Origin of the sequence: Streptomyces sp. BK340, from assembly GCF_007827595.1 — a bacterium.
Lineage (GTDB): Bacteria > Actinomycetota > Actinomycetes > Streptomycetales > Streptomycetaceae > Streptomyces.
This window is the reverse complement of record NZ_VISR01000008.1, coordinates 157978-183875: the sequence shown is the minus strand read 5'-3', so window position 1 is coordinate 183875 and position 25898 is coordinate 157978. Positions and strand designations below refer to the sequence as shown.

Sequence of the window (25898 nt, the reverse complement as noted above, 5' to 3'; positions counted from 1 at the left end):
ACCGCCAACGGTCCTTGACGACCAGTTGACCAGCCCACCTGACCTCAATGACCACCCTGCCCATAGTTCGCATCGAGGGCACTCGCGGCACCCCCGCTCGGGCCGTCTCTGGGCCGTGCGGGGGTGTTCAACGACGACCAACGCTGACAACCGCCGACAGCTAAGTCGCAGGTCGCAGCGTTGCTCGTTTGCATGGCCGCAGGTCAGAGCCCCGGCGCTCTCGCCGGCACGGCTGGCCGACGATCCGGGCGCGCTCGGTAACGCTATGACCGCTGTTGGGGATGGAGCGAGGTTGCGGGCGGCAGAGTCTGCTCGGCCCAGACGCTCTTGCCGTCGAGGGAGTAACGGACGCCCCAGTTCTGCGCGAGTTGGGCGATGATGAACAGGCCGCGCCCGCCTTCGTCGATGGTTTTCGCGTGGCGCAGCCGTGGCGCGAGGGCATTGCTGTCGTGGACTTCGCAGGTGAGCGTGCGGTCCTTGATGAGCCGCAACTGCACAGGCGGTGTGCCGTAGCGGATGGCGTTGGTGACCAGTTCGCTGACGATCGTTTCGGTGGTGTAGGCGGTTTCCTCGTCCACTCCCCAATGGGTGAGTTGGTGTTGGGCGTGGGTGCGCGCCGTGGCGACGGCTTTGGGGTGGGGATCGAGGTGCCATGCGGCGACCTGGTCCGCGGGGAGTGTGTGGGTGCGGGCGAGCAGGAGGATGACGTCGCCGTGGTCGGTGTCGTTCCGTAGCCGGTAGAGCACGTCGTCGCACAGATCCTGCAGTGGCCGGTCAGTGTGGGCCAGCACTCGTTGGAGGATCTCCGGGGACTGGGAGGTGTGCAGGAGGGACGGCGTGTAGAAGGCGAGGACGCTGCCGTCGGGGAGAGGGATCGTGGTGGCAGCGAAGGGAGGTCCTTCGGTCCTGCCCAGGGGAGGTCCGCTCGGTAGGTGAGGGATCTGGGTGCTCCCATCGGGATGGGCGATGACGGGTGGGGGGTGGCCGGCCAGGGCGATGGTGCAGGTCCCAGCGAGCGGGTCGTAGACCGCGTACGCGCAGCTTCCCGTGAGCGGCATGGGGTCGCCGGGCGGCAGAGCGGCGCGTTCCTGGGCCAGGCTGATGGCGGTGTCGTTGAGGCGGGCGAGGAGCTCGTCGGGCTCCAGGTCGAGCGCGGCCAGGGAGTGCGCGGCGGTCCCTATCTGTCCCATGGTGGTGGCCGCATGGATGCCTCGGCCGGCTACTTCGCCGACCACCAGTGCGGTGCGGGCGCCGGACAGGGCGAATGTGTCGAACCCGCAGCCTCCGCCGGTTTCAGAGGGCACCAGTATGTGCGCGGTTTCAACGGTCGTCTGCGTCGCAACCTCGGGAAGCAGCAGATGGCGCTGGATCGTCAGGGCGATGGTGTGTTCGCGGGTATAACGGCGGGCGTTGTCGATGCACAGCGCGGCGTGAGCGGCCACTGCGTCGGCGAGGATGACATCGCCCTGGTCGAAGACGTCGCCCTGGTCGGTGCGGTAGAGGCTCATCAGCCCCAGCACCTTTCCCCGCAGGGTCAGGGGAGTGGTAACAAGACTCTGGGCGCCTGAGGCGCGAATCGCCTCGGCGCGCTGCGGGACGGCCGCCAGCCAAGGCGTTTCCGGACCCAGGGCGACGAGGCGCGGCTTGAGGTCGGCCAGTGTCTGGGCGTAGGGCGTCGGGAACGGCAGAGCACGCACGTCACCCACCGGATGTGCCTGGACCTGGTCCTCGCCGCCACTGCAGGCGAAGGCCGCACGGCGCAGCGGCACCTCCCGTCCGAGAGGACTCGGCGGAGGTTCCTCGCCACGCACCACTGCCTCCACCACTTCCACCACGGCGAGGTCGGCGAGGTCCGGCACCACCGCTTGCACCAATTCCTCGCAGGTGGCCACAACGTCGAGGGTCTGTCCCACGCGATCGCGCACCGAGCCGAGAAGGTGCAGACGGGCGCGTACCTTTTCGCATTCGGTGACACCAAGTATCTCCGTCAGCACTCCCAGGATCCTGCCCTGCGCGTCCTCAAGACGAAATGCCGAGACGGAGAACCGGTACTCCGGCCCCGGCGCGCCCTTCGGACGGACCCCCAATCGTCGCCCCCGAGCGGGCGCGCCGCTCTCCAGCACGCCGTGCAGCGTCGCCTCGACCTCACCGGGCGCGGAAAGGTCACATACGTCGGTCAAGTGCCGGCCTATGATCTCTTCAGGGGTGCCCGATTTCAGGACCGGCGTGTTGACGTTGATCCATAGGATCCGCAGTTCCGTGTCCAGGAGCATCAGGCCGGCCGGGGATTGGTGGAACAGGGCTTCCAGTACTGCCGCAACCTCGACGGGCGAAATGGCTTCGTTGTGCGCCACGGCAACCCACCTCCACTATCCAGACTGCGCCTGGCTCCTGCGCGCCGCTCCCGCGCATCGCGCGACACCTGACGACGTCGTCATTCACGCCGATGCCCCGGCCGTCCCCGTCGGGCTGGACGGCGAAGCCGTCACCCTGCGCACTCCCGTGCGGTGCCGGATCAGTCCCCGGACGCCTCGGGTATGGGTTCCCCGCCATCGGCCGGGCGCCGCGCGCACTGGATGGCGACCGCCGGGCTGGGCCGTCATCCAGCGGGCCGCCTCACTCGTCGGGCGGTCTCATGGCCGCCGCGCCGACTGACCGGAGCACGCCGCACGGTGGGCGGCAGGTCCCCTAGACAGGGCCCGATTGGCCCATGGAGGCGTGAGCGGCAAAGGGTGGAAGGTGGGAGTGTGAGGCCACTGCCAGATGATCCGCGCACGGGCCCGTCCTCCCGTCCGCTCAGCACTGCCGGACGTTCGTCCGGCTCTGCGCCCACGCGTTCCCCCGTGTGGGAGGGCAGCGGCCCGGGCGGTGGTCGCTGATGGTGACCACTGTCGGGGCGAGGCCGGTGGCCGGGGGGCGGGTCGTCTCGGCGGCCGCCCTGCCCACCGCGCAGCTGCTCCGTGATCTCCAGGTGCCGGAAGGCGGCCTGTCGTCGGAGGAGGCGGCAAGACGGCTGAAGCGCTGGGGACCGAACGCCGTCCACTCCCACCGGGCCCGGGCGTGGCTGGTGCTGTGGCACCAGCTGCGGTCCCCGCTGCTCGGCCTGCTGCTGGCCGCGGCCGTGGTGTCGTACTTCGTCGGGGAGCGCAGCGACGCGGTGATCATCGGGGTGATCGTGGCGCTCTCCGTCGGTCTGGGTTTCGTCAACGAGTTCCGGGCGGAGAAGTCCGCCCAGTCGCTGCACGCGAAGATCAGGCACCGGGCAGTCGTACTGCGCGACGGGCGACCACAGGAGGTGGAGGTCACCGCCCTGGTGCCGGGTGATGTGGTCGAGTTGCGGCTCGGCGACATCGTGCCCGCAGATCTGCGGTTGGTTGCGACCGCGGGGCTGGAGTGCAGCGAGTCGGTGCTGACCGGTGAGTCACTGCCGGTCGCGAAGGACACCGCTGCCGTGCCGGCGGGCACGCCACTGGCGGATCTGACCGGCTGCGCCCTGATGGGCACCGTGGTGCACTGTGGAAGCGGCCGCGGTGTCGTGGTTGCCACCGGCGCCGAGGCCGAGTTCGGGAAGATCGCCGCCGGTCTGAGCGGACACCAGCTGGAGACCGAGTTCCAGGTGGGGCTGCGCCGCTTCTCCATGCTCCTGGTCTACGTCGCCGGGGCGCTGACCACGTCGATCTTCATCATCAACGTCGCGCTGCACAAGCCGCTGATCGACGCCCTGCTGTTCTCCCTGGCCATCGCGGTCGGCATCACCCCGCAGCTGCTGCCCGCCGTGGTCTCCACCAGCCTGGCCGCGGGCTCCCGGCGCATGAGCCGACGCAAGGTGCTGGTCAAGCGGCTGGTGTGTATCGAGGACCTCGGCGACGTCGATGTGCTGTTCACCGACAAGACCGGAACCCTCACCCAGGGACGCATCGACTTCATGCGGGCCGTACCCGTCGCCGGTACGTCCGCGGAAGAAGTGCTGCGCCTCGGCCTGTTGTGCACCGAGACGGACGTGGACGACCGGGGCCGGCCCGTGGGGGGAAACCCGCTCGACGACGCTCTGTGGGACTCCCCGGCCGCTGTCGCCCAGCGCGCGTCGCTGAGCGGCTGGACGCGGACCGGCGTCCTGCCCTTCGACCATGAGCGGCGGATGGTATCCGTCACCGTCACCGATCGCACCGGTGACGCCGTGCAGATCACCAAAGGCGCTCCGGAGGCGGTACTGGAACGCTGCGTACAGGTGCCTAAGCCCACCCGTCACGCCCTGGAAGCCGAGTTCGCCGCCGGGAACCGCGTCGTCGCGGTGGCGAGCCGTCCCGCCGAGGCCGGTACCGCACCGACTGCTGCCGATGAGCACAACCTGCGCCTGGCTGGACTGCTGGTCTTCCTCGATCCGCCCAAACCCGACGCGGCCGAGGCACTGAAGCGGCTGAACGCGCTCGGCATCACGGTGAAGATCGTCACCGGGGACAACCCCGCAGTCGCCGCCAAGGTCTGCCACGACCTGGGTTTGACCGACGCCGCCGTGCTGACCGGGACCGACCTGGACGCCATGGACGACGAGCGGCTCACCGCCGCCATCGGCCGCACGACCGTCTTCGCCCGGGTCAGCCCCGAGCACAAAGCCCGCATCGTGCGGATCCAGCGAAAGACCGGCGGCGACGTCGCCTTCCTCGGCGACGGCGTGAACGACGCCCTCGCGCTGCACGCCGCCGACGTGGGCATCTCGGTGGACTCGGCCGCCGACGTGGCCAAGGACGCGGCCGACGTGATCCTGCTGGAGAAGGACCTCGGAGTCCTGGCCGACGGAGTCGCCGAGGGACGGCGCATCTTCGCCAACACCATCAAGTACGTCCTGATGGGCACCTCGAGCAACTTCGGCAACATGTTCAGCGCGGCCGGAGCCTCACTCTTCCTGCCCTTCCTGCCGATGCTGCCCTCTCAGATCCTGCTCAACAACCTGCTGTACGACACCAGCCAGCTCGCCATCCCCACCGACGAGGTCGACGAGGAGCAGGTGCGGCGGCCCGCGCACTGGGACATCGCCTTCATCCGGCGCTTCATGATCTGCTTCGGACCGATCAGCTCCATGTTCGACTTCGTCACCTTCGCCGTGATGCTGGGCGTCTTCCACGCCGACGCCGCCCAGTTCCACACCGGCTGGTTCGTGGAGTCCCTCGCCACACAAACACTGGTCATCTTCGCCATCCGCACCCGTCGCGTCCCCTTCTGGCACAGCCGCCCGAGCCTGCCCCTCACACTCACGGCGCTGGGTGTCGTCGCCCTCGGTGCCGCCCTGCCGGCCACCCCACTGGCCCGTGTCCTCGGCTTCCAACTGCTCCCGGCCGGCTTCTTCGCCGCCGTGGCCGCCATGGTTGTCGTCTACCTGCTCCTCGTCGAGTTCGCCAAGCGGATCTTCTACCGGACCGCGCGTGCACCGGCGCGTCCGCAACCGGCCCCCGGTCACCGGCACCTACGCCGCCGCGCAGCACGGTTCAGCACCATCACCCGACTGCCGCACCCGCAAGCCCCCGCCGCCAACCAGTGAACGGTCCACACCCGACGGGCATCACCGCGTCACTGCACTCGCCGGCTTCTCGAACGCCGGTCGAGCCTCTACGGCCGACGCACTCGACGGCGGGCCGACGTCAAGGGCGTCCTGCCCCCGCAGCAGCGAGACCCGCAGCGTCATGCGTCCACCCCACGACGATGCCCTCGGCATCGATCATCGCTATCGCGGCGTCGGGCACCTCGGGGAGGCTCACCGGCTCGGTGAGGAGGGTGTGGTCAGTGTTGGTCATTCGCAGTCCATCCCATCGGTGCGGAAGTAGGAGCATCGGCCTGTGGTCCGGCGACCCTGTGTACAGCGGCGGTGGTGAACGGCGATGTCCCGGTGAGCGGAATGGCTTGGACGTCAAGCCCCTCATAGGTGATCGAAAAATCGGATGCTGGGGCTCGTCACGGCTTTACGGGTGAACGGACGGGTAGCGGGTTCCGCGGGGCAAGCACGGCGGATGGGAGCGGCTCCCCACGGTTCAGACCACCCGCCGGATGGCGGCCCACCCCGGCGGTCGCCCGGCAGACTGGGCGCCGGGGCGATACCGGGGAACCCATACCCGCAGTGCCCGAGGGCTGATGCGGCACCGCACGGGAGTCGGCAGGCTGACGGCTTCGCCGTCCAGCCCGGCGGGGAGGACCGGGGCGTCGGCGTACACGACGACGTCGTCGGGCGTGGCGAGACGGGTGAGGCCGTGCGGTTGCCCGCTGCGCAGCCTCGCGGCCGTCTCGGCGGGCGTCTCTGCCCTGGCGGTCAGTACTCCCAGCAGGCCGGAGTCCAGGTGCGCACGCCTGCCGAGCCCGGTCGGGTCATCCACTTGGTAAGGGTTGTTGCTCACCAGCACGGCATCCGGCCCGTCCACGGTGAGCGGCCCGGCGCGCACCACCAGATCCGGGCCTTCGTGGCGGGCCAGGAATTCCGGAAGGACGCGCACGGCCGTGCCGAGCTTGTCGTCCCGATAGGCCGGGTCCTGCACCAGGGCGGCATAAGCACCGAACGAGACGTTGTTGACGAACACCCGCTCGCCTGCGTACCCCAGATCCACGCCCAGCTCGACGCCGTCCGTGAGAGCCTCCAGCGCGGCCGCAGGATCCTCACGGTCCAGGCCGAGATCCATGGCGAAGTGGTTGCGGGTACCCGCCGGAATGACCACGAAGGGCAGGCCGCTCTCCGCGGCCACCTCGGCGACAAGCGCCTGTGTACCGTCTCCGCCGGCCACGCCCAGCAGATCCGCACCGTCGTCCACCGCGCGTCGGGCGACCGTCGCCAGGTCCTGGGGCAGGGAATGATCGATCAGGAATACCCGGGCTCCGAGCGTGCGGGCGCGTTCCGCGATCCGGAACCGGCTCGCCTTCCCTCCCCCCGAACGCGGATTCACGATCAGACAGGGCCGCCGCGCGCCTGTCGTCGGCCGCGGCGCGTTCTCGCTCACGGCGCGTACCCGAAAGCCGCACGCATCAGCCGGGCGCACCTCACCGGCGGCAACAGGACTGCCGCGATCACGCCCGCAGCTGACGGCTCCGTCCCCCACCGGGCCGACGGTCCGGCGATTGCACCTGCGGCCACCGCCACGATGACACTTCCTTCGACAGTTGCGGCCTACGGCATCAGCTTGCGGCTCGACCTGGGGATCCGCACCTGGGATACGGCGGTGCCCCGAACGCCTTCACCACCCCCGAGCCGACGCCGTCTCCCCAACCTGCGTGCCCGGGGTCGGACTGGCGCACCAACAGCATCTCCGTTACCCGTGGTGCGCTTTTCATCCACGGCGTACGGACGAGAGTCCGGCCGGGGCCTTCTCCAGCGCCAGCCGAACGAGGCGGGAACGCCCAGGACGTGACGGACGCGGCAGCCTCGGGGGGCGATCCGTTGCGGACGGCCGAAGCATCCATTGGTTGTCTCTGGCTCCGTCCCTGGTGGCCGGTGGCGACTCACCGCAGCCCGTGTTGGAAGGGGTCAAGTACGACAGTGCCGGGAACTATCGCCCACCGGGCGAAAGGTCTCCTCGTTTTCCCGTGACCGGGGCTGGGCACCCGATGCCCATGGCGACGCGTCCGGTTCCGGTGCGAACCATCCTCGCCACCATCGGCCTGGTGCTCGCCACCTACGTCGTACTCGAGCTGGTGGTCCAGGCTCGCCGGGTCCTGATCTGGGCGGTCATCGCGTTGTTCCTGGCCGTCTCACTTCATCCGGCGGTCGAAGCCCTGCAGCGACGGGTGCCGCGGTGCCGACGGTCGGTGGCCGCCTTGCTGGTCTTCCTGGCCGCGGCCGCGGCCGTCGGCGCGGTGGTCGCCCTGTTCGTCATCCCCCTGGCCCAGGAGGGAAGCCGGTTCGCCGGTCGCCTACCCGCGATGATCAGGGACGCCCAGGCCGGCCGCGGGCCGGTCGGCAACCTGCTGGAACGGACGCACGCTCTGCAGTATGTCCAGCACCATCAGGCGCAGATCCACGCGTTCGCCACCGGACTGAGCACGCCCGTCGCGAAGTTCCTCCGCGGTGCAGCGAGCACCGCGGCGGGAGCTCTCACGATCTTCGTGCTGGCCTATCTGATGGTGCTGGAGGGCCCCAAGGCCATAGACCGGTCCCTGGCCCTCGTGGACGAGGCGCCCGCCGTCCGCATACGCCGCGTCGGAGCCGCGTGCGCCCGTACCGTCAACGGCTATCTGACCGGGAACTTGCTGATCAGCGTCATCTGCGGGCTTCTGACCTACATCGTGCTGCTGGTTTCCGGAGTGCCGTTCGCCGGCCTGCTGGCCCTCTTCGTCGCCGTGACCGACCTCATTCCCCTGGTGGGAGCCACCATAGGAGCTGTCGTCGCCTCCGCAGTGGCGTTCGTCCACTCCCTGCCGGCCGGCATCGGGGCCATCATCTTCTTCATCGTCTATCAGCAGGCCGAAAACCATCTCCTGCAACCGGTCATCCTGTCTCGGACGGTGAAACTCAACCCCCTCACCGTGCTGCTGGCCACCCTGATCGCCGCCGAAGTCGCCGGGATCCTCGGTGCCCTGCTGGCGATTCCCGTCACCGGCATCATCCAGGTCGTCCTCGGTGACATCTGGGCTCACCGCGGCGGTCGGCCACTGGGCCTGCCGACACGGGCAGACAACGGCCCCGAGAAGGCCGACCGGTCCGACGCCCCCGGATGACGGCCCCGTGGAATCCGGCCGCCACAAGCGCAGCGAGGAGTTCGCCCGGCTCGACCGCTGCGCCTTTCCTCGTCAGGCGAAAGATCGTTGACAGGCCGGTCGGTGTTGCAGGGCACAGCTTGAACGGACGGACCTGGCAGACAGCGAGGACCCGGGGTGAGAGCGGGTTGTTGATCGCCCTCACCCGGTCAGTGTTCGAGCGGGACCTGGACGTCGGACTGACCGAATACCTCGGCTGCCGCCTGCCGCCCTGATGAATGAGCCGATGTCCGAGATCGCCCGCCCAGTTGAGCGCGCCGCACGACGCCGGCGTCGCCACATCACAGCCGCGCCGAGATGAGCGTGAAAGACCGCTCGCCGGCCGACGGCCCGCGGAGGTGGTGTGATGTCGCCGCTCGCCGGCGTCCGGTCGATCCGGCTTCGCCGGTCAGTGCTGGGGGTGCGGACGTGCGTGGAACAGGGGGCGCCGCTGAGGGGCCGTTCCGGCAGCCAGACGGCCGATCTCGACGCGTGTCCTGATGGCACGGACCACTTCGGTCAGGCCCAGAACTATGGCCATGACGCCCACTACCAGCGTGAGTGTCGCGATGGAGGCGAACGGCATGACGATCATCACGATGCCGGCCATGGTGCCGATGATGCCGAAGGCCACGTGCCAGCCGCGCGCCGGCATGGTCTGATCGGAGGCCGCCGCGACCGTCTCCAAGGTGCCCCGAAGCAGCCAGCTGAAGCCGATCCACAGGGCGAGCAGGAAGACCGACTCGAGGGGGCCCCGGAAGCAGATCAGTCCCAACAGGACGGAGGCCGCGCCGGTGATGAAGTGCAGTACGCGAAGATGCCGGGGGACGTGGGTGCCGAAGGCGGCGGCGAGTTGGAAGGCACCGGTGGCCAGCAGGTAGACGCCGAAGAGCACGCCGACGACGCGGAGCGTCTCGCCCGGCCAGACCAGGGCGATGACGCCCAGGGCGATGGTGGCGAGGCCCATGGTGAGCAGGATCTGCCAGCCCATGTTCGCCAGAACGGTGATGCCTTCGACCGCAGGATCTTCTTGTGGTTCGGTGCCACGTGGCGGAACGGAACCGGGGGAATCGGAAGGAGATGTCATGGCACCTACCTCCTTCTGTGAGCACCGTGGTCACGTCACTACATCTCCATCGTCACCCGATCAGCCTCATGTCGCTCGGCGGAAAGGGCAGGGGACCGTGTGGCGCATGAGGTGTTCCGGGCAAACTCCTCCGTCCTGCGGGAGCCGGGGTGCGTATCCGCCGGACCGTCCGATGCCGACGGCCAGGCGCAGTCGCGGTGTCCCGTTCGGGTGAACGACGGCATTCACGCGTGGGGAGTGATGACGGCACGTCCTTGGATCCTGCCGTCGTGCAGGAGCTGGTAAGCCTCGTTCGCGCGTTGCAGGGGGAAGTGCTCGACCAGCACCTTGATCTTTTCCTGCTGGGCGAGCGTGATCACATCCATCAGTTCGGTGAGGGAGCCCCAGTAGGGCGAGGCGACCGAGCACTCGTGCGGCGGGCTGGAGAAGTCGACGGGCAGGGCTCCGCCGCCGAGTCCGACAATGGTCAGGTGCCCGAGCACCCTGGCCACCCGGGCAGCCATCCGCAGGGTCGCGTCCACGCCCACCATGTCCAGCACGAGCTGAGCGCCCTGCTGCGCCGTCATGTCCCTGATGCGCGCGATCGCCTCGTCGCCCGAGAGCAGAGCCTCCTCGGCACCCAAGCGCTGGGCGGTCTCCAGCTTGCCGGCGTCGGTGTCCACGGCGACGACGGTGGTCGCCGCGCTGAGCGCGCGCAGGATCTGAATGGTCATCTGGCCCAGACCGCCGGCCCCGATCACGACCGCGGTCGAGCCCGGTCCCAGCAGGTGCAGCGACCGCTTCACAGCGTGATAGCCGGTCAGTCCGGCGTCGCTGAGCGGGGCGGCCTGGCGGGGATCGAGGGTGCCGAGCGGAATCAGGTAGCGCGCCGCCGGGACCAGCAGGTACTCGGCCATGCCGCCGTCGTGTCCACCGCGCAGGCCCGGTCCCTCACCCGCGCGCTTCTGGCAGTAGTTCTCCTGACCTTGACGGCAGCATGGGCAGATGCCACAACCCCAGGAGCCGTAGACGATCACAGGGTCCCCGGGCTGGAACCCGGTGACGCCCGGTCCCAGCCGCTCCACCCATCCCGCGTTCTCATGGCCGAGCGTGAAGGGCGGATTCGTGAAGCCGGGTAGCGGTGCAGGCGCCTGCATGATGTGCAGATCGGAGTGACAGGCACCGGCACCTGCGACCTTCACCAGGACCTGGCCCGCGCCGGGCTCGGGCACCGGCACCTCGCGCAGCTCGGGCGGCTGCCGCCAACCGACGAGTTGAAAAGCCCGCATAGCGATCCCTCACGCACACCGGGTCAGTCCCGGATGCCGTCGATGTCGACCAGGACGTGACGCGGGCCGCGGAATATCTGGTTGTGCCGGTACGGCGGCGGGTCCTCGAGGAGCCGGGGATTCCGCACCCGGCGGACGAACTCGCCGACCGCAATCTGGACCTCGAGTCGCGCGAGCGGGGCGCCGAAGCAGAAGTGGATGCCCTGGCTGAATCCGAGGTGCTGGTTGTCGCGGCGTTCGAGGTCGAGTTCGTCGGGGTCGGTGAACCGTTCCGGGTCGCGGTTGGCCGAGCCGTACGCCAGGAAGATCGGCGCCCCCTTCGGGATGGTGGTGCCGGCGATGTCGATGTCCTCCACGGCGGAGCGGGTGTGCCAGAACTGCACGGACGACTCGAAGCGCAGCAGTTCCTCCACCGCGGGCACGATCAGCTCCGGACGGCGGCGCAGTTCCTCCAGCGCGTCGGGGTGGCGCAGCAGGGTGAGCACGCTGTGGGCGATGAGGTTGACCGTGGTTTCGTGTCCCGCGAAGATCAGGAGCAGGGCGTTGCTGGCGAGCACACCCTTGGACATCTGTCCCTCCGGGCCGTCCTCGTTCACCATGGCCGAAAGCATGCCCGGGCCGGGCCTTCGGGCATACGCGTCGAGCAGCTCGGCTGCGAACTGCCCGAACTCCTGCACGGCTTGGCGCCCCCCTGCCAGCCGGCTCTGCATCTCTTCGGAGGCGGCCTCGGGGCCGAAGTCCAAGGCGTCCAGAGCCGTTTCGATCCACTGGTGGAAGCGTGACTCGTCCTCCAGCGGCACGCCCAGCACCTTGCAGATCACCGTCACCGGCAGGGGGTAGGCGAAGTCGTCGACGGCATCGATCCTGCTCTTGCCCTCCATGTCGTCCAGGAGCCCGGCCACGATGCGATGGATCTCGGGCTCCAGGTCGGAGATCAGGTGAGGGGAATGGGGAGGGCCGACGAATTGCGGCGTCAGCGTCCGGCGGTCCCTATCGTGCTCGGGTGGATCCTGGGTGATGATGTTCGGCTCCAATGAGATGACCGCCTCCGTGATCGGCTCGGCCTCCTCCTCCGCCGCTCCCTCGGCCGGGGCTGCGGCCGGGACGGGGCACTTGCGGGGATCCGAGCTGACCCGGGGGTCGTGGAGCAGCGTGACGATCTCCCGGTAGGTGCTGACGACAAAGGTCCCGTCCGGCTGCCGCGCCACGGGTGTCTTGCGCAGTTCCTCGTAGAACGGGTACGGATTGGCGCGGTTGGCGTAGCGAAGCGCCTGCTGCCAGGGGGTTTCCTCGACCACGAGGCTCCCCTCCTTCTTCCTGTCGATGCTGTCCGCCTACAGGTCGGCCCGGCGAGCGCGTCAGTGACGGCGGGGCCTGAACTCGGCCGTCCGCTCGCTCGGGGCATGTCCGGTCAGAACGACGTCCGGGGCCGCGGTCGGGACCCTCGGGTCGGGGAACTCGGCCGGCACCGGCTTCATGTCGGGCGGCTGGTCCCAGCCCGGCGGCGGAGGCGGGAACGGACCTGATTGCTCGATCAGCTTCCCGTAGTACTCGAGCCACTTGCCGTGATCGAAGGTGACGGCCGCGACGATGCGGCCCCGGTGGCCGTAGGCGGCGGCGAAACGGCGCTCCTCGACGGACCCCTGGGTGAAGACGATCTCGTCGCCGAAAGGCGGTACCCCGACAGACTTGATGTTCACGCCGAACTGGCCGGACCAGAAGCCGGGCAGCAGCAGATGCGGACGATAGTGGGGCTCCAGGTTCACCATGTTGTGCGCCGCTACCTCGGCGCCGAAAACAGCGTTGTCCCAGTGTTCCATCGCCAGGAACTGGTACTCGTACAGCACGTGTGGCGCACGCGCCACGTCACCTGCCACGTAGATGCTGTCGGTGACCACACCGTTGATGTCGAAGGCGCGGCCACCGGCATCGCAGCCGACACCCCAGAAGCCGGCCGCCAGCCCGGAGCCCTCCAGCCATTCCACGTTCCGGATCGACCCCAGCGAGGCCACCACCACATCGGCGTCGACAGTGGCTCCGTCGGACAGGTGCGCCCGCCGCACATGCCCTTCGGAGTCGCCCTCCAGCGACGACACGCCCAGCCCGCAGCGCAGGTCAACGCCATGATCACGCTGCATCTGCGCGGAGATCTCCCCGATCACCCCGCCCAGCGCGCCGACCAGCGGCGCCGAACCCCGCTCGGCGACGGTCACCGGGATGCCGAGCTCCCGGCAGACGGAGGCCACTTCCGAGCCGATGAACCCGGCGCCGATGACCAGGACCCGCGACGGCGGCTCGGCCAGCTCCTTCTGCAGCTGCGCGGCATCATCACGCGAGCGAATCGTGTGCACCCCGTGCAGGGCTGCCTCGGCCGGGTTCGGCCACTGTCGCGCGCGGGTGCCCGTGGCGATCAGCAACCGGTCGTACGGAACCTGCTCCCCGTCGGCCAGCTGCACCAGCTTGGTCACGCGGTCCAGCCCGACGGCGGCCACCCCGAGCCGCCATTCCGCGTCCACTTCTCGCATGCGGGGCAGTTTGGTGTGGTCGGCCGGCACCCAGCCCTTGAGTACCTGTTTGGACAGCGGCGGACGGTCGTAGGGCTCGTACGGCTCGTCCCCGATGATGGTCAGGGAACCGGTGAAGCCTTCCTCGCGCAGCGTCTCCGCGGCCCGCAGCCCGGCCAGAGAAGCGCCCACGATGACGATCCTGCCGCTGGCCCGGAACTCCCGCACCAGCTCTCCGACCGTTGCCCGCAGAGTCATGGCGTCTCGCCCCGCTTCGCGCCGTCCAAGCGGTCGATCACGATCGCCTGCACCGGGCACGCCGCAGCCGCTCGCTCGACCTGCAGGCGCCGCTCGTCGTCGGGGTTCGGCTCATAGGTGAGCGCCTCCTGGCCGTTCAACCTGAAGACCTCGTGCGCCAGATACACGCACTGCGCGTATCCCTGGCACCGATTCAGGTCCACGACGATCCGCATGGGCAGACTCCTTCCGCTCTGCCTCCGCCCCACGGCGGCCATCGACCCGGTCATGCAGCCTCGGTCATGAAGCCATCGGCCGATTTCTGAAGTCCCGTCAAGGCGCCGGGGCTGGATGCCCCACCCGCCGCCCCGGCCAGGCCACCGAATGAGCAGGTTCGGTCCTGTTCGCTGCGCCGCTTCCTTCACGGTGACGCTTGTCGGCTGTGAGCGTGGGCGTGACCAGGAGGGGGCGCTGCATCGACGGTGTCGGCATCAGGGGTGCCCCGGTCATCACGCCCTAAAAAAATACTCGTCCCGCCTTCCGGCGATCGCAAACCCGCCACTGCGGCGAACTGGATGCATCCGTGACTTCGAGCCCTCACTGCCCGGGCTGAGGCGATCTCCGGGCCGGTGAAGCCACCGATCACCAGGTCCCGCTCCGGCCGCCGTCCCGCTGTCCGGCCAACCCGACCGCGTCCTGGCGCGTGCGCCGGCTGGCCACACACTGCCGCGGCCGAGGCGAGGAAGGCCGGCGTGCCGGGGGCCGGCGACGGGCAGCTCGTCCTGAAGAACGACATCATTCGGCCGCTCGGGGTTGTCCCCCATGGTGATCAGCAGGGTGACGAAGAGCGCGGCAGCCCCATGAGCGTCCCGGTGCGTGTCCACTCCAAGGACCACCTCCCCCGTCGGCCGACGTCGGCGGGTACACGGGGCGAGGGACGTACCGGTCACGCTCGTCCACCTTCCGGCCCGACGGCTCATCACGTGGTTGGCACCGGCCCGCTCGGGCGGTCAGAACAGTGACGGCACATGGTCGGCACGCCCCTGTCGAGACAGACCCCTCGGCATCAGCAACGCACCATCCCCGGCCAGCGGTCGACGAGCGACAGTCCGTCGTCGGCGGCGGGTCGTATCGAGCGCTCAGATCCCGCAGGCAATGGATCACCCTGTCCCGTTCTCCGGGTACCGTCAGGGTATGAGTCATCCGCATCCCGAGCTGAAAGCCGCCCCGCCCCTTCCCGAAGGAGGGCTGCGGGTCATCGCCCTGGGCGGCCTGGGTGAGATCGGCCGCAACATGACCGTCTTCGAGCACGCGGGCAAGCTGCTGATCGTCGACTGCGGCGTGTTGTTCCCCGAGGAGACCCAGCCCGGCGTGGACGTGATCCTGCCGGACTTCACCTCGATCCGGGACCGGCTGGACGACATCGTGGCCGTGGTCCTCACTCACGGCCACGAGGACCACATCGGCGGCGTGCCGTACCTGCTGCGGGAGCGGTCCGACATTCCCGTCGTCGGCTCCAAGCTGACGCTGGCGTTCCTGGAGGCCAAGCTCAAGGAACACGGCATCCGGCCGCGCACGGTGCGGGTGCGGGAGGGCGACCGGCGTGGCTTCGGGCCCTTCGACTGCGAGTTCGTGGCGGTCAACCACTCCATCCCCGACAGCCTCGCGGTCGCGATCCGCACCCGGGCCGGGATGGTGCTGCACACCGGCGACTTCAAGATGGACCAGTTCCCTCTCGACGATCGCATCACCGATCTGCGCGCCTTCGCCCGCCTCGGCGAGGAGGGCGTGGACCTGTTCCTCACCGACTCCACCAACGCCGAGGTACCCGGCTTCACCACCTCCGAGCGTGAGCTGAACCCGGCGATCGAGCAGGTGATGCGCACCGCGCCGCGCCGGGTCATCGTCTCCAGCTTCGCCAGCCACGTGCACCGCATCCAGCAGGTCCTGGACGCCGCCCACCAGCACGGCCGCAAGGTCGCCTTCGTCGGCCGGTCGATGGTCCGCAACATGGGCATCGCCCGTGACCTGGGCTATCTGAAGGTCCCCTCCGGTCTGGTCGTGAGCACGAAGGAGCTGGAGAAGCTCCCGGACCACAAGATCACTCTGGTGTGCACCGGCTCCCAGGGCGAACCGATGGCCGCGCTGTCGCGGATGGCCAACCGCGACCACATGATCCGCATCGGCAAGGACGACACCGTCCTGCTCGCCAGCTCCCTCATCCCCGGCAACGAGAACGCCATCTACCGGGTGATCAACGGACTCACCCGGTGGGGCGCCCACGTGGTCCACAAGGGCAACGCCAAGGTGCACGTCTCCGGGCACGCCAGCGCCGGCGAACTCGTCTACTGCTACAACATCGTCAAACCCCGCAACGTCATGCCCGTGCACGGCGAATGGCGCCACCTGCGGGCCAACGCCGACCTCGCCATCCGTACCGGTGTCGACCCCGAACGGGTCGTCATCGCCGAGGACGGCGTAGTCGTCGACCTGGTCGACGGGCGCGCATCCATCACCGGCAAGGTCCCCGCCGGCAACGTCTACGTGGACGGCATGGAAGTCGGCGGCGCCACCGAGGCGTCCCTCAAGGACCGCCTCACCCTCGCATCCGAAGGCGTGCTCACGGTGGTGGCGATCGTCGACGCGGACACCGGCGCCCTCGCCGAGGCCCCCGACTTCCTGGCCCGCGGCTTCGTCCACGACGACACCACCTTCGAGCCGGTCATCCCTGTCATCGAGAAGACGCTGGCCACCGCGGCCGAGGAAGGCGTCGGGGACGCGCGCCAACTCGAACAACTCCTCGCCCGCGCCGTGGCGAACTGGGCGTTCCGCACCTACCGCCGCAAGCCCCTCATCATCCCCGTCATCATCGACGCCTGAGCCACAGCCCGGCAGCAATGTCCCGTTCCGGCCGCGGCGCCGCCGGCATCGAGGTCGGGCACGGGGTCGGCAGCCACCCCAGCAGACCGGGGTGGCAACGCACTTCACATGAGGAGCCATCGCACACACGTCGCCGGAGGCGAAACGCATGAGTGAGTGAGCGGGGCCCGCCACGTTGTCGTGGTCGACAAGCACGGTGGCTGAGGCGGCGTACGGCGTCGGTGCAGCCCAGTGCGTTGACGCCTATTGCGACCGCGGTTCCCTGTTCGCCGAGAGCCAGGTCCTGACCGGCACACACGCAGTGAAGGCCCGGTGGATACCGGGCCTTCACATTTGAGTAGCGGGGACAGGATTTGAACCTGCGACCTCTGGGTTATGAGCCCAGCGAGCTACCGAGCTGCTCCACCCCGCGTCGGTACGGTGAACTGTACGGCACCGATCGGAATCGGCCCAATCGACTTTCGCCTGCGCTCGAAGCGGGCCCGATTGCTCATGATCGACCGACGTGGCCACTACGCGGGCGGTGACGCGTTTGCCGACCGGCTCGCGCCGGGCTTCCCCCGTCTCACCCAGTACATCAATCGCGCCCGCTCGCGGTTTTCTCTTCCGTCAGGATCTGGTTGACGCGTTGAGCCAGCCTGGGCTGTGGACCGGCGGTGGGATGCCCGGCCGCCTCGTCCGCCGGCGGGACATCGGTTGCCTCGGGTTCAGGTGTTCTGATCAGGCTGATCTCGTGGCCTGACGCTAGCCGCCTTCGGCGCGCAGTTGCTCGTTGATGCGCTGGGCCTCTGCGAGCTGGTCTTCGAGGATGACGATGCGGCAGGCGGCTTCTATGGCGGTGCCCTGGTCGACGAGTTCGCGGGCGCGGGCGGCGATGCGCAGCTGGTAACGGGAGTAGCGGCGATGTCCGCCCTCGGAGCGCAGCGGGGCGATCAGGCGGTGTTCGCCGAGGGCTCGGAGGAAGGCGGGTGTGGTGCCGAGCATCTCGGCGGCCCGGCCCATGGTGTAGGCGGGGTAGTCGTCATCGTCGAGAGGGGCGACGGGACGGGAACCGGCAGGCGGCATAGACCTCTTCTTTCGGGGACGCGTCGGGGGGCCCGGGTGCCAGTACCGGCACCCGGGCCCCGAGCTTTCAACACCATCTACCGGCGCACTGCGCCGGCCTTCTTGTTCCGCAGGGACCGCCTGGGAGGGCGGGGCTGCGGGGATCGTGAATGCGTGACCGGGGACCACCTTCCAATCCGGGGCCTTGCGGTACCCGGGCGGACTGCTTCCTCGCCCGGGCGATCCTGATGGCGTTCTGCTCCTTACCTCTCGATTGCGCGGATACCACAAATGCTGCTCACAGCCCCGCTGGGGCCGTGTCCTTCTGGTCTACCTGCACAGCAGTTCATGTCTGCTGTGCCCACTTCGACTTCTGGGTACGTAGTAACGCTAACCATGCGACGCCGGAATGTCTACTCCCACCATGACAGTTTTTCTCTGCGGAGTACACGCGAGCTTCTATCGCAGGCACTTCAGGGAGCGGGCCACTCGAATGGCGGTCCCCTTCTTGGGGCACAGCAGTCCTCGGTGAGACCGGCCCAGTGCTCGGATCGTGGGCTGACCCAGCCCGGTCGGCGCCTCGACGACGTCACCGCCTGTCGCCCGGCCGTTCCGGACACCTCGCAAGCGCTGACCTCAGGGCCGTGGCGCCTGATGCGGCTGATGCCCGCCACGGCTGTGGCGGGCATCAGCGGAGCACGGACAGCCGGCTGTCAGCCGGTAGTGATCAGGCCCTCGCGCAGGCGGGCGAGGCAGCGGGACAGGAGTCGGGAGACGTGCATCTGGGAGACGCCGAGGCGTTCGCCGATCTGGGCCTGGGTGAGCTCTTCCACGAAGCGCATGTGGATGATCTGCCGGTCCCGCTCATCCAGGTCGGCGATCAGCGGGGCCAGGGAGTGGAAGTCCTCCACCAACTCCAGGTCGGTGTCTTCGACGCCGATGAAGTCCTGGAGGACGCTCTCGCCGTCCTCGCTGCTGCCGATGGCAGCGTCCAGGGAGGAGGAGTTGTAGCCGTTCGCGGCCAGACGGGCCTCCATCACCTCGTCCTCGGGCAGGCTCATCAGCTCCGACAGTTCCTTGACCGTCGGCGTGCGGCCCAACCGGCTTCGCAGTTCCTCGGTGGCCCTGGCGAGCTGGACGCGGGCCTCCTGCAGCCGCCGGGGAACGTGCACGGCCCAGGTGGTGTCGCGGAAGAACCGCTTGATCTCCCCGACGACGTAGGGGATCGCGAAGGAGGTGAACTCCACCTCGCGGGACAGCTCGAACCGGTCGATCGCCTTGATCAGGCCGATCATCCCGACCTGGACGATGTCCTCCATCTCCTCCGGCCCGCGGCTGCGGAAGCGGCCGGCCGCGTAGCGGACCAAGGACATGTTCATCTCGATCAACGTGTTGCGCGCGTAGCTGTACTCGGGCGTGCCCTCCTCCAGCGCTGCCAGCTGTTCGAAGAACAACCGGGAGAGTTCGCGGGCATCCTTGGGCGCCACCCGGGAGGGGTCGGCGACTTCGGGCAGCTCGGTGGTCTGCGTGTCCAGCGTGCTCATGAGCGCCATGTAGGTCCCCTCCCGATGCGAGCTCGTTCCACGGCCTGCCATGAAGCGGCCGATGACGCTCCGCTTACCCCCTCACCTTCCATCCATGCCTGCCGCTACACGATCAGGGGCAGGCGTGAGCTGGGACGCCTCCCCTCCGAGAAGCCACAGACCCGACCGACCGGAGTGTCCGGCCGGCGTTCCGGAGTCGGCCCGTCCTGCCCTCGCGCCGCGGAGGTCATGCCGGTGGCCGGGGCGCGGTACGGGTTGTCTCGCTCGGCTCTACGCGGCCCTACGGCGTGCTCGACGCCGTCCTCGCCGGAGGGCGTGATGGGCTCGACCCCCGGATCGGGGGGCGAACCGATGAACCACTTCACCGTGACGACACAGCAGCACCCCGACCGCACCATGATCACCGTGAGGGGAGAGACAGACCTTCAGACCAACCAACTCCGTGACGCCCTGACAGCCTGACCCGCGCGGACAACGGGACCGCCACACCGGCCACCATGCACAGTGCCTTTCGTAGCCGCGGCGACGAAAGGCACCATAAGGGCCGTTGGTCCCAACCCCACCCCAGCGAGCCGCCGGCACGTCACCCCCTGCACCACTCGACCTGGACACAGCCAGTTCGGGCGAGCCCCGCCGGTACCCGCCACATCGCTGATGCGGCGACTCGGCGCCGCCACTACGGATCGCCTGCGCGGGTGGTCTCCGACCGACTGCGCACAACAGTGCGAATGATGCAAGGAGACGCCGTCCGTGAGAACGGCGTGCTCGGCCGACATCGTCCGTGTCACGGTGGGGTTCATGGGCATCCTGAGGACAGACTGCGCCCGCTTCGCGAGGAGCGGCGCCGGTCACGCCGGCTGCAGCCCGGTCAGTTGCCCGGATGGGAGGCTGCCCAGCCGTGTTCGAGCAGCGCGAAGGCCTCGTCGGCGGCTCGGCGTGGTTCGGCGTGCCGCTGGATGAGGCTGCGGGCCTCAAGGGCGAAACGAGCCAGGGCGGCGCAGCTGACGTCGTCCTCGGGCGCACCCACCGCCTCGGCGACGGCCCTGGCCAGGGCCGCTTCGTGGCGCGTCCACATGCGGTGGGCGTAGTCGCTCAGCGCAGGAGTTTCCTGTACCAGGCGCGTGAAGTCGGCAAACCGCGGGTCGGTGGCGTGGACGGCGAGTTGGGTCTGTTTCAGCAGGAGGTGCTCGCGCAGCGCCTGGGGGATCGACTGGCCCGGGGTGCGTTCGCGCACGGCGGCGACGAGTTCTGCTTCCAGTTCGTCGTCCTGATCGAAGACCAGGGCTTCCTTGCCGGAGAAGTGTTTGAACAGGGTGGTCACCGAGACGTCGGCGCGGTCGGCGACGTCCTTGACGCCGACCTGGTCGTAGCCGCGCTCGAGGAAGAGCTCAAGCGCGGCGTCGGCCAGGGACTGGCGGGTCTGGGCCTTCTTGCGCTCGCGGCGCCCGGTCGGTTCGGTCACCCGCCCACCGTACCTCGAAGTGCATCCACTGTGAAAGTGTAGTCATTGCTCTTTTTGAGCGAGTGTGGTTTCTTGGCGGTGCCGGGTCTCCCGGCGGCTGACCCACTTTCCGAGGGACATTTCCATGAACTCTGCTCGTGATCCCCGCATCGCAATTGCCGGCGCCGGCCTCGGCGGCCTCACCTGCGCCCGAGTCCTCCAGCAACACGGCCGCTCCGTCACCGTCTTCGAACGCGAGGCATCCGCCGAATCCCGCCCGCAGGGCGGCTCCCTCGACATGCATCCCGACACCGGCCAGGCCGCGCTCGGTGCGGCGGGGCTCCTCGACCGATTCCACGCCCTCGCCCGCCCCGAAGGAGACGAGTGGCGCGTGCTCGACTTCGCCACCGCCGCCCTCCTGGCGCGGCAGGGGCCGTCCGCCGACGGTGGCCGGCCGGAGATCGACCGAGGCCAGCTGCGAGGTCTGCTCCTGGACTCGCTCACCGAGGGCACGGTGCGGTGGGATCGCACCGTCACCGGCGTCACCCCGCGGGCGGACGGCACCTGCCGGCTGCTCTTCGGTGACGGCACCGCCGAGGACTTCGACCTGGTGGTCGGTGCCGACGGCGCCTGGTCACGCGTGCGCCCGGCTCTGTCGCCCGCCGTACCCGGCTACACCGGTGTCACCTTCGTCGAGACCGGGTTCGACGACTGCGACACCCGACATCCCGACCTCGCCCGGCTGGTCGGCAACGGATCGATGCTGGCGAAGGGCGCCGGCAGGACCTTGGTCGCCCAGCGCAACAGCAACGGCCACATCCGCGCCTACATCGCGCTCCGCGCGCCCAAGGACTGGCATGAGGCCGCCGGTGTCGACCTCGGCGACCAGCGGGCCGTGCGGACATATCTGTTGAGGTTGTTCGACGACTGGGACGAGAACCTGCGCTACATCCTGCGCAACAGCGACCACGGGTTCATCCACCGGTCCCTGTTCGTCCTGCCCGCCCCGCACACCTGGGACCACGTTCCCGGCGTCACACTGCTCGGCGACGCCGCGCACCTGATGCCACCCGTCGGGCTGGGCGCCAACCTCGCCATGCTCGACGCCGCCGACCTCGCCCACGCACTGGTCACCGAGTCCGGCGTCGACGACGCCGTCCGCGCCTACGAGAGCATCATGCTGCCGCGCTCGATCGAGGCCGCGACGGGGAGTGCCAAGGGACTCGACAACCTCGTTCCCGCGACGGCCCCCTGAAGCGACTTGTATCCGACCGACTGACTGAGCAGGGCAAACAGGTCCGCGATCGTGAGCCGCAGGCGTCGCCCCGGCCGCCCCACGGCCGGCGCAGCATGGGGGTAGGCGGCCAGGAGTCTGTCGAGTCGTTCGTGTCCTGCCTTCTCGGCAAGCTCGGGCTTCGCGGCCCCGTTCAGCTCGGTCGTGTACGCCTACCGGCGGGGGTTGGTGCTCTGATGCCGGTGCGGACAGCGGCCGGCCGTGCGGCATCGAGGTGGTCGCCTGGACGTATGGGTGAAGCAGTCGGACGGCGCCGGCTACGACGACGCTCCGCCCATGGTCAACGCGGTTCGCGCCAGCCCGCGCAGCCAGGCGTGGGCGTGGTCGGTGTCGTAGCGCTGATGCCATGACAGGTATATCGGTGCCGACGGCAGTTCGAGTGGGAGGGGGAGCACGACCAGGCCGAGGTCGGCGACCGCTGACCGCGTGGTGGCTTCGGGGACGCTGACCAGGAGATCGGAACCGCGCGCGAACTCCAGTGCGGCCGCTTCCGTGGGCGCGGTCGCCACCACGCGGCGGGTGAGGCCGAGGCGCGCGAGGGCGTCGTCGAGGACATTGCTGAGGTTTCCCCGTCGCGAGACGGTGACGTGCTCAGCGGCGGCGTACCGCTTCGCGGTGACGGTCCTGACCCGGGTGAGCGGGTGCCCCTGCCTCACGACGATGACGAGGCGGGTCTCGCCCACCTTCTCGGCGCGGATGTCCGGTGCGCTCGGGCGGGTGGCGTTCGCCTCCAGGTCGACCTCGCCGCGCCGCAACTCCGGGGTGTCGACGCTCGATTCCGCGACGAAGCGCAATCGCACGCCCGGCGCCTCTTCACGCACGGCCGAGAGCAGTGAGGGGCCGCTCAGGGCGACCAGGGAATCATGCCAGCGGAGTGCGAAAGTGCGCTCCAACGTTGCCAGATCGAGTTCACGGCTCGGTGCCAGCACCCCCTGGACCTGGTGCAGCAGCTCGTGCACCTGTTCCCGGACGGCGATCGCATACGGGGTCGGGGTCATCCTGCGGCCGGTGCGCACCAGGATCTGGTCCCCGGTCGTGCGCCGGATGCGGCCCAGACTCCGGCTCATCGCGGGGGCGGTGACATGGAGGCGTGCGGCCGCCCCGGCCACACTTCCCTCCTCCAGCAGCGCGTCGAGCGCGGCCAGCAGGTTCAGATCCAATTGCATGCGAGTAATCCTAGCCGTGCTTTACATGCATTTGAAGTTAATCAGGGGCCTGTATACCTTCGGGACCAGAGCGCTGAAGGAGCGCACAGTTCGACTCGAACGGCCTCATCACCTTCTACTCACAAGGGAGTTCACCATGTCCGAAACGCTTCAGACCACTGACGCCGCCGCCTCCGACGCCGACCTGCTCGCCCAGACCGCGATCGCCGTGCGCGCGGCCGGTTCGGCGCTGCGCGAGCGCTTCGGCGAGGTGGTCCGCTACCAGACCCGCGAAGAGCTGATGCGCGCCCTCGCCGTCAACGACGACAGGGCCCTCGACATCCTGCGCCCCCGTCTCACGGGCCTGCGCCCGGACGCCGGCTGGGTGGAGGACGAGCTGGACGGCGGGGCGCTGCCGCCCGGCGAATGGTGGGTCGTGGATCCGGCCGAAGGCAACGTCAACCACCTGCACGCCCTGCCGGAGTGGGCGGTGACCGCCACCCTCGTGCGCGACAACCAGCCCGTGCTCACCGCGGTCCACCTGCCGTTGACCGGCGAGACCTACACCGCGCTCACCGGAGCGGGCGCCCACCTCGACGGCCGGCCGCTGCACGTCTCCCAGAGCACGGACCTCGGCCTGAGCATCGTGGCCACCAGCCAGGCCCGGCCGGACGAGGACGAGAAGGTCGTGCGGCGCGTCGGCTCCTCGATCACCGCGATGCTCTTCGACGCGCTCGTCGTGCGCACCGCCGTGCCCGCGACCCTGCACCTGACCAATGTGGCCGCCGGCCGCATCGACGCCTTCTGGCAGTTCGCCGGCGCCCGCGCGGACCTGCTCCCCGGCGCGCTGCTCGTCACCGAGGCCGGCGGACAGATCTCCGACGCCCAGGGCCGCCCCTGGACCCCACAGAGCGAAAGCCTCCTGGCCGCTGCCCCCGGCATCCACGCCCAGGCCGTCGCCACGCTCTCACGCTGACCGCGCACCACAACCCGCACCCACGAAAAGGACCACATCACCATGACCACGATCGCAGTACTCGGAAACGGCCGCGTCGGCGGCAACCTGGCCACAGCCCTCACCCGGGCAGGGCATGAGGTGACCGTCGCGGACCGCACGCCGGGCGCCGCCGCCGACGCTGCCCGGACAGCCCGGATCGTCATCAACGCCACCCCGGGAGCCGGCTCGCTGGACCGGCTCGCCGCCCTACGGGAGGAACTACGCGGCAAGATCCTCGTCGACGTCTCCAACGCCACCGTCGACGGACCGGACGGACTGCCCGTCGACCTGATCTACCCCGGCTCAAGCCTTGCCGAGCAACTCCAGGACGCCCTCCCCGAAACCCGCATCGTCAAGACTCTCAACACCATGCTCTTCCCGGTGATGACCGCGCCGGCCACGCTCACCCAGACACCGACCGCGTTCCTCTCCGGTGACGACCCGCAGGCCAAGCAGACCGTCCGTGAACTGCTCACCGACCTCGGCTGGCACAACAAGTGGGTCATCGACCTCGGCGGAATCCAGACCGCCCGCGCCACCGAGGCCGCGATACTTTTCGTCCCGCACGTGATTCGGTCCAGCGGATTCGTGCCTTTCGCGATCTCAATCGCCCGCTGATCCACACACAGTGCACCGCTCCCCGCGGGCCCACATCCGGAACGGATACGACAGCGCAGCCAGGGCCGGCGATTCAGCGCCGGACGGCATCACGCTGCCGCTGCTCCACTCCTGCGACCTGTGGAGATTGGAACAGTCATTCCAATCCGTGTCGTTTCGCCAGCTCCAGGAAGGTCCTCATCATGTCCCTCGACCCCCAACTCGATGCCCTGCTCGAGAAGTTGGCCGACGGAGGCGAACCGGCACCGGAGAGTCGAACGGTCGCGGAGAACCGCGACCTCGTGAGCAGCTTCTCCGCCCTCGCGGGCGACGTCGAGCCCGTCGGCAGCGTGCACGATGCAGTGGCCACCGCCGAAGGACTCCAGGTCCCCATCCGCATCTACGCCCCCGCCACCTTCCCGCGCTCCGGGCCGCGGCCCGTGACGGTCTTCCTCCACGGCGGCGGATGGGTGCTCGGAGACCTGGACAGCCAGGACCACATCGCCCGCATCATGGCCAACCGCTCCGGCACGATCGTGGTCTCCGTCGACTACCGGCTCGCGCCCGAACACCGCTTCCCGGCAGGGATCGAAGACGCCTACGCCGCCCTGACATGGGTCGCGGCCAACGCCGGAAGTTTCGGCGGCGACGGGCGAAGCATCGCGGTGTTCGGCGAGAGCGCCGGCGGCAACCTCGCCGCAGCCCTCGTGCAGGAAGCGCAGCGGCGCGGAGGACCTCACATCGCACTGCAGGTACTGGCGTACCCAGCGGTCGACCGGTTCGACGACAGCCCCTCCATGTATCAGAACATGGCCGGACCGGTGCTGAGCCGCAGCTGGCTCGAATGGTTCTGGGGCCTCTACCTCAACACGCCCGACGAAGGCGCCGACCCGCGCGTCTCGCCGGCGCGCTCCGACGAGCTGGCCGGGCTTCCTCCCGCCGTCGTCGTCACCGCCGAACACGATCCGTTGCGGGACCAGGGCGACCGGTACGCGCAGAAGCTCGCCGACGCCGGCGTGGCGGTCACGCACCTCCCGGTCAAGGGTGCCACCCACGCCTTCTTCTCGTTCACCGGGTCGGTGCAGCTTTCACGGGACGTCTTGAATCAGCTCGGAGATGCCGTGGCCACGGCGTTCAACGACTGACCCGCC

19 protein-coding genes and 1 tRNA gene are annotated in these 25898 nt (G+C 69.2%); 7 read left to right on the top strand and 13 right to left on the bottom strand.

Features of this window, described 5'->3' with window-relative positions:
* Positions 1-263: 263 nt before the first annotated feature.
* Complete coding sequence (locus FB157_RS17535) at positions 264-2354, bottom strand: SpoIIE family protein phosphatase (protein WP_145880739.1); 2091 nt, start codon at positions 2352-2354, stop codon at positions 264-266.
* A gap of 524 nt (positions 2355-2878) precedes the next feature.
* Between FB157_RS17535 and mgtA the strand changes: the two genes are divergently transcribed.
* The gene (gene mgtA, locus FB157_RS17530) at positions 2879-5536 is read left to right on the top strand and encodes a magnesium-translocating P-type ATPase (protein ID WP_145880737.1); all 2658 of its coding nucleotides are present in this window, start codon (positions 2879-2881) and stop codon (positions 5534-5536) included.
* 100 nt (positions 5537-5636) lie between these two features.
* Here the strand turns inward: mgtA and FB157_RS47310 are convergent, their stop codons facing one another.
* Both FB157_RS47310 and FB157_RS17525 read right to left on the bottom strand, forming a co-directional pair.
* Positions 5637-5789, bottom strand: coding sequence for a hypothetical protein (locus tag FB157_RS47310; RefSeq protein ID WP_186581552.1), 153 nt, complete (start codon positions 5787-5789; stop codon positions 5637-5639).
* 234 nt (positions 5790-6023) lie between these two features.
* Entirely contained in the window at positions 6024-6977 is a 954-nt protein-coding gene (locus tag FB157_RS17525; protein ID WP_315903820.1) for a diacylglycerol kinase family protein, read from the bottom strand.
* Between the two features lie 610 nt (positions 6978-7587).
* Between FB157_RS17525 and FB157_RS17520 the strand changes: the two genes are divergently transcribed.
* Entirely contained in the window at positions 7588-8691 is a 1104-nt protein-coding gene (locus tag FB157_RS17520) for an AI-2E family transporter (protein ID WP_145880735.1), read from the top strand.
* Positions 8692-9118: 427 nt separating this feature from the next.
* Here the strand turns inward: FB157_RS17520 and FB157_RS17515 are convergent, their stop codons facing one another.
* From FB157_RS17515 to FB157_RS17495, 5 genes are all read right to left on the bottom strand, one after another.
* The gene (locus FB157_RS17515; protein ID WP_145880733.1) at positions 9119-9796 is read right to left on the bottom strand and encodes an HdeD family acid-resistance protein; all 678 of its coding nucleotides are present in this window, start codon (positions 9794-9796) and stop codon (positions 9119-9121) included.
* Positions 9797-10020: 224 nt separating this feature from the next.
* The gene (locus tag FB157_RS17510) at positions 10021-11064 is read right to left on the bottom strand and encodes an NAD(P)-dependent alcohol dehydrogenase (protein ID WP_145880731.1); all 1044 of its coding nucleotides are present in this window, start codon (positions 11062-11064) and stop codon (positions 10021-10023) included.
* Between the two features lie 23 nt (positions 11065-11087).
* Positions 11088-12362, bottom strand: a complete 1275-nt coding sequence (locus FB157_RS17505) for a cytochrome P450 (protein ID WP_145880729.1) — start codon at positions 12360-12362, stop codon at positions 11088-11090.
* A 60-nt stretch (positions 12363-12422) separates the two neighbouring features.
* Positions 12423-13826: an NAD(P)/FAD-dependent oxidoreductase gene (locus FB157_RS17500; RefSeq protein WP_145880726.1), complete on the bottom strand. Its 1404-nt coding sequence runs from the start codon at positions 13824-13826 to the stop codon at positions 12423-12425.
* Entirely contained in the window at positions 13823-14041 is a 219-nt protein-coding gene (locus FB157_RS17495) for a ferredoxin (protein WP_145880723.1), read from the bottom strand. The genes FB157_RS17500 and FB157_RS17495 overlap by 4 nt, the downstream gene beginning before the upstream one ends.
* 958 nt (positions 14042-14999) lie before the next feature.
* On the opposite strand from FB157_RS17495, the gene FB157_RS17485 reads away from it, so the two are divergent.
* Positions 15000-16685 carry a ribonuclease J gene (locus FB157_RS17485; RefSeq protein ID WP_145880719.1) on the top strand — a complete coding sequence of 562 codons (1686 nt, stop codon included), beginning with the start codon at positions 15000-15002 and terminating at the stop codon, positions 16683-16685.
* 338 nt (positions 16686-17023) lie between these two features.
* On the opposite strand, the gene FB157_RS17480 is transcribed toward FB157_RS17485, so the two are convergent.
* From FB157_RS17480 to FB157_RS17465, 4 genes are all read right to left on the bottom strand, one after another.
* Positions 17024-17097, bottom strand: a tRNA-Met gene (locus tag FB157_RS17480).
* Positions 17098-17429: 332 nt separating this feature from the next.
* On the bottom strand, positions 17430-17750 hold the full coding sequence (locus FB157_RS17475; protein WP_145880717.1) for a MerR family transcriptional regulator: 321 nt from the start codon (positions 17748-17750) through the stop codon (positions 17430-17432).
* 692 nt (positions 17751-18442) lie between these two features.
* Complete coding sequence (locus tag FB157_RS17470) at positions 18443-19282, bottom strand: RNA polymerase sigma factor SigF (protein WP_145880716.1); 840 nt, start codon at positions 19280-19282, stop codon at positions 18443-18445.
* An 859-nt stretch (positions 19283-20141) separates the two neighbouring features.
* Positions 20142-20735 carry a TetR/AcrR family transcriptional regulator gene (locus tag FB157_RS17465; protein ID WP_145880714.1) on the bottom strand — a complete coding sequence of 198 codons (594 nt, stop codon included), beginning with the start codon at positions 20733-20735 and terminating at the stop codon, positions 20142-20144.
* A gap of 124 nt (positions 20736-20859) precedes the next feature.
* Between FB157_RS17465 and FB157_RS17460 the strand changes: the two genes are divergently transcribed.
* Positions 20860-21969 (top strand): NAD(P)/FAD-dependent oxidoreductase, encoded by a 1110-nt coding sequence (locus tag FB157_RS17460; protein WP_145880712.1) that lies wholly within the window; start codon positions 20860-20862, stop codon positions 21967-21969.
* A gap of 296 nt (positions 21970-22265) precedes the next feature.
* Here FB157_RS17460 and FB157_RS17455 read toward each other — a convergent pair whose 3' ends face one another.
* Complete coding sequence (locus tag FB157_RS17455) at positions 22266-23174, bottom strand: LysR family transcriptional regulator (protein ID WP_145880710.1); 909 nt, start codon at positions 23172-23174, stop codon at positions 22266-22268.
* A gap of 136 nt (positions 23175-23310) precedes the next feature.
* Here FB157_RS17455 and FB157_RS17450 point away from each other — a divergent pair, with 136 nt between their 5' ends.
* The 3 genes from FB157_RS17450 (at position 23311) to FB157_RS17440 (ending at position 25892) form a co-directional block, all read left to right on the top strand.
* Positions 23311-24129, top strand: coding sequence for a 3'(2'),5'-bisphosphate nucleotidase CysQ (locus FB157_RS17450; protein WP_145880708.1), 819 nt, complete (start codon positions 23311-23313; stop codon positions 24127-24129).
* A gap of 42 nt (positions 24130-24171) precedes the next feature.
* Positions 24172-24768: an NADPH-dependent F420 reductase gene (locus FB157_RS17445; protein ID WP_145880706.1), complete on the top strand. Its 597-nt coding sequence runs from the start codon at positions 24172-24174 to the stop codon at positions 24766-24768.
* A gap of 182 nt (positions 24769-24950) precedes the next feature.
* Entirely contained in the window at positions 24951-25892 is a 942-nt protein-coding gene (locus FB157_RS17440) for an alpha/beta hydrolase (RefSeq protein WP_145880703.1), read from the top strand.
* The last annotated feature ends 6 nt before the right edge of the window (positions 25893-25898 follow it).

What these genes read in the sequence shown, in the direction of transcription:
- mgtA (WP_145880737.1), top strand. Translation starts at nt 2,879, where the DNA reads ATGGTGACCACTGTCGGGGCGAGGCCGGTGGCCGGGGGGCGGGTCGTC.
- FB157_RS47310 (WP_186581552.1), bottom strand. Translation starts at nt 5,789, where the DNA reads ATGACCAACACTGACCACACCCTCCTCACCGAGCCGGTGAGCCTCCCC.
- FB157_RS17520 (WP_145880735.1), top strand. Translation starts at nt 7,588, where the DNA reads ATGGCGACGCGTCCGGTTCCGGTGCGAACCATCCTCGCCACCATCGGC.
- FB157_RS17515 (WP_145880733.1), bottom strand. Translation starts at nt 9,796, where the DNA reads ATGACATCTCCTTCCGATTCCCCCGGTTCCGTTCCGCCACGTGGCACC.
- FB157_RS17510 (WP_145880731.1), bottom strand. Translation starts at nt 11,064, where the DNA reads ATGCGGGCTTTTCAACTCGTCGGTTGGCGGCAGCCGCCCGAGCTGCGC.
- FB157_RS17500 (WP_145880726.1), bottom strand. Translation starts at nt 13,826, where the DNA reads ATGACTCTGCGGGCAACGGTCGGAGAGCTGGTGCGGGAGTTCCGGGCC.
- FB157_RS17495 (WP_145880723.1), bottom strand. Translation starts at nt 14,041, where the DNA reads ATGCGGATCGTCGTGGACCTGAATCGGTGCCAGGGATACGCGCAGTGC.
- FB157_RS17485 (WP_145880719.1), top strand. Translation starts at nt 15,000, where the DNA reads ATGAGTCATCCGCATCCCGAGCTGAAAGCCGCCCCGCCCCTTCCCGAA.
- FB157_RS17475 (WP_145880717.1), bottom strand. Translation starts at nt 17,750, where the DNA reads ATGCCGCCTGCCGGTTCCCGTCCCGTCGCCCCTCTCGACGATGACGAC.
- FB157_RS17470 (WP_145880716.1), bottom strand. Translation starts at nt 19,282, where the DNA reads ATGGCGCTCATGAGCACGCTGGACACGCAGACCACCGAGCTGCCCGAA.
- FB157_RS17460 (WP_145880712.1), top strand. Translation starts at nt 20,860, where the DNA reads ATGAACTCTGCTCGTGATCCCCGCATCGCAATTGCCGGCGCCGGCCTC.
- FB157_RS17455 (WP_145880710.1), bottom strand. Translation starts at nt 23,174, where the DNA reads ATGCAATTGGATCTGAACCTGCTGGCCGCGCTCGACGCGCTGCTGGAG.
- FB157_RS17450 (WP_145880708.1), top strand. Translation starts at nt 23,311, where the DNA reads ATGTCCGAAACGCTTCAGACCACTGACGCCGCCGCCTCCGACGCCGAC.
- FB157_RS17445 (WP_145880706.1), top strand. Translation starts at nt 24,172, where the DNA reads ATGACCACGATCGCAGTACTCGGAAACGGCCGCGTCGGCGGCAACCTG.
- FB157_RS17440 (WP_145880703.1), top strand. Translation starts at nt 24,951, where the DNA reads ATGTCCCTCGACCCCCAACTCGATGCCCTGCTCGAGAAGTTGGCCGAC.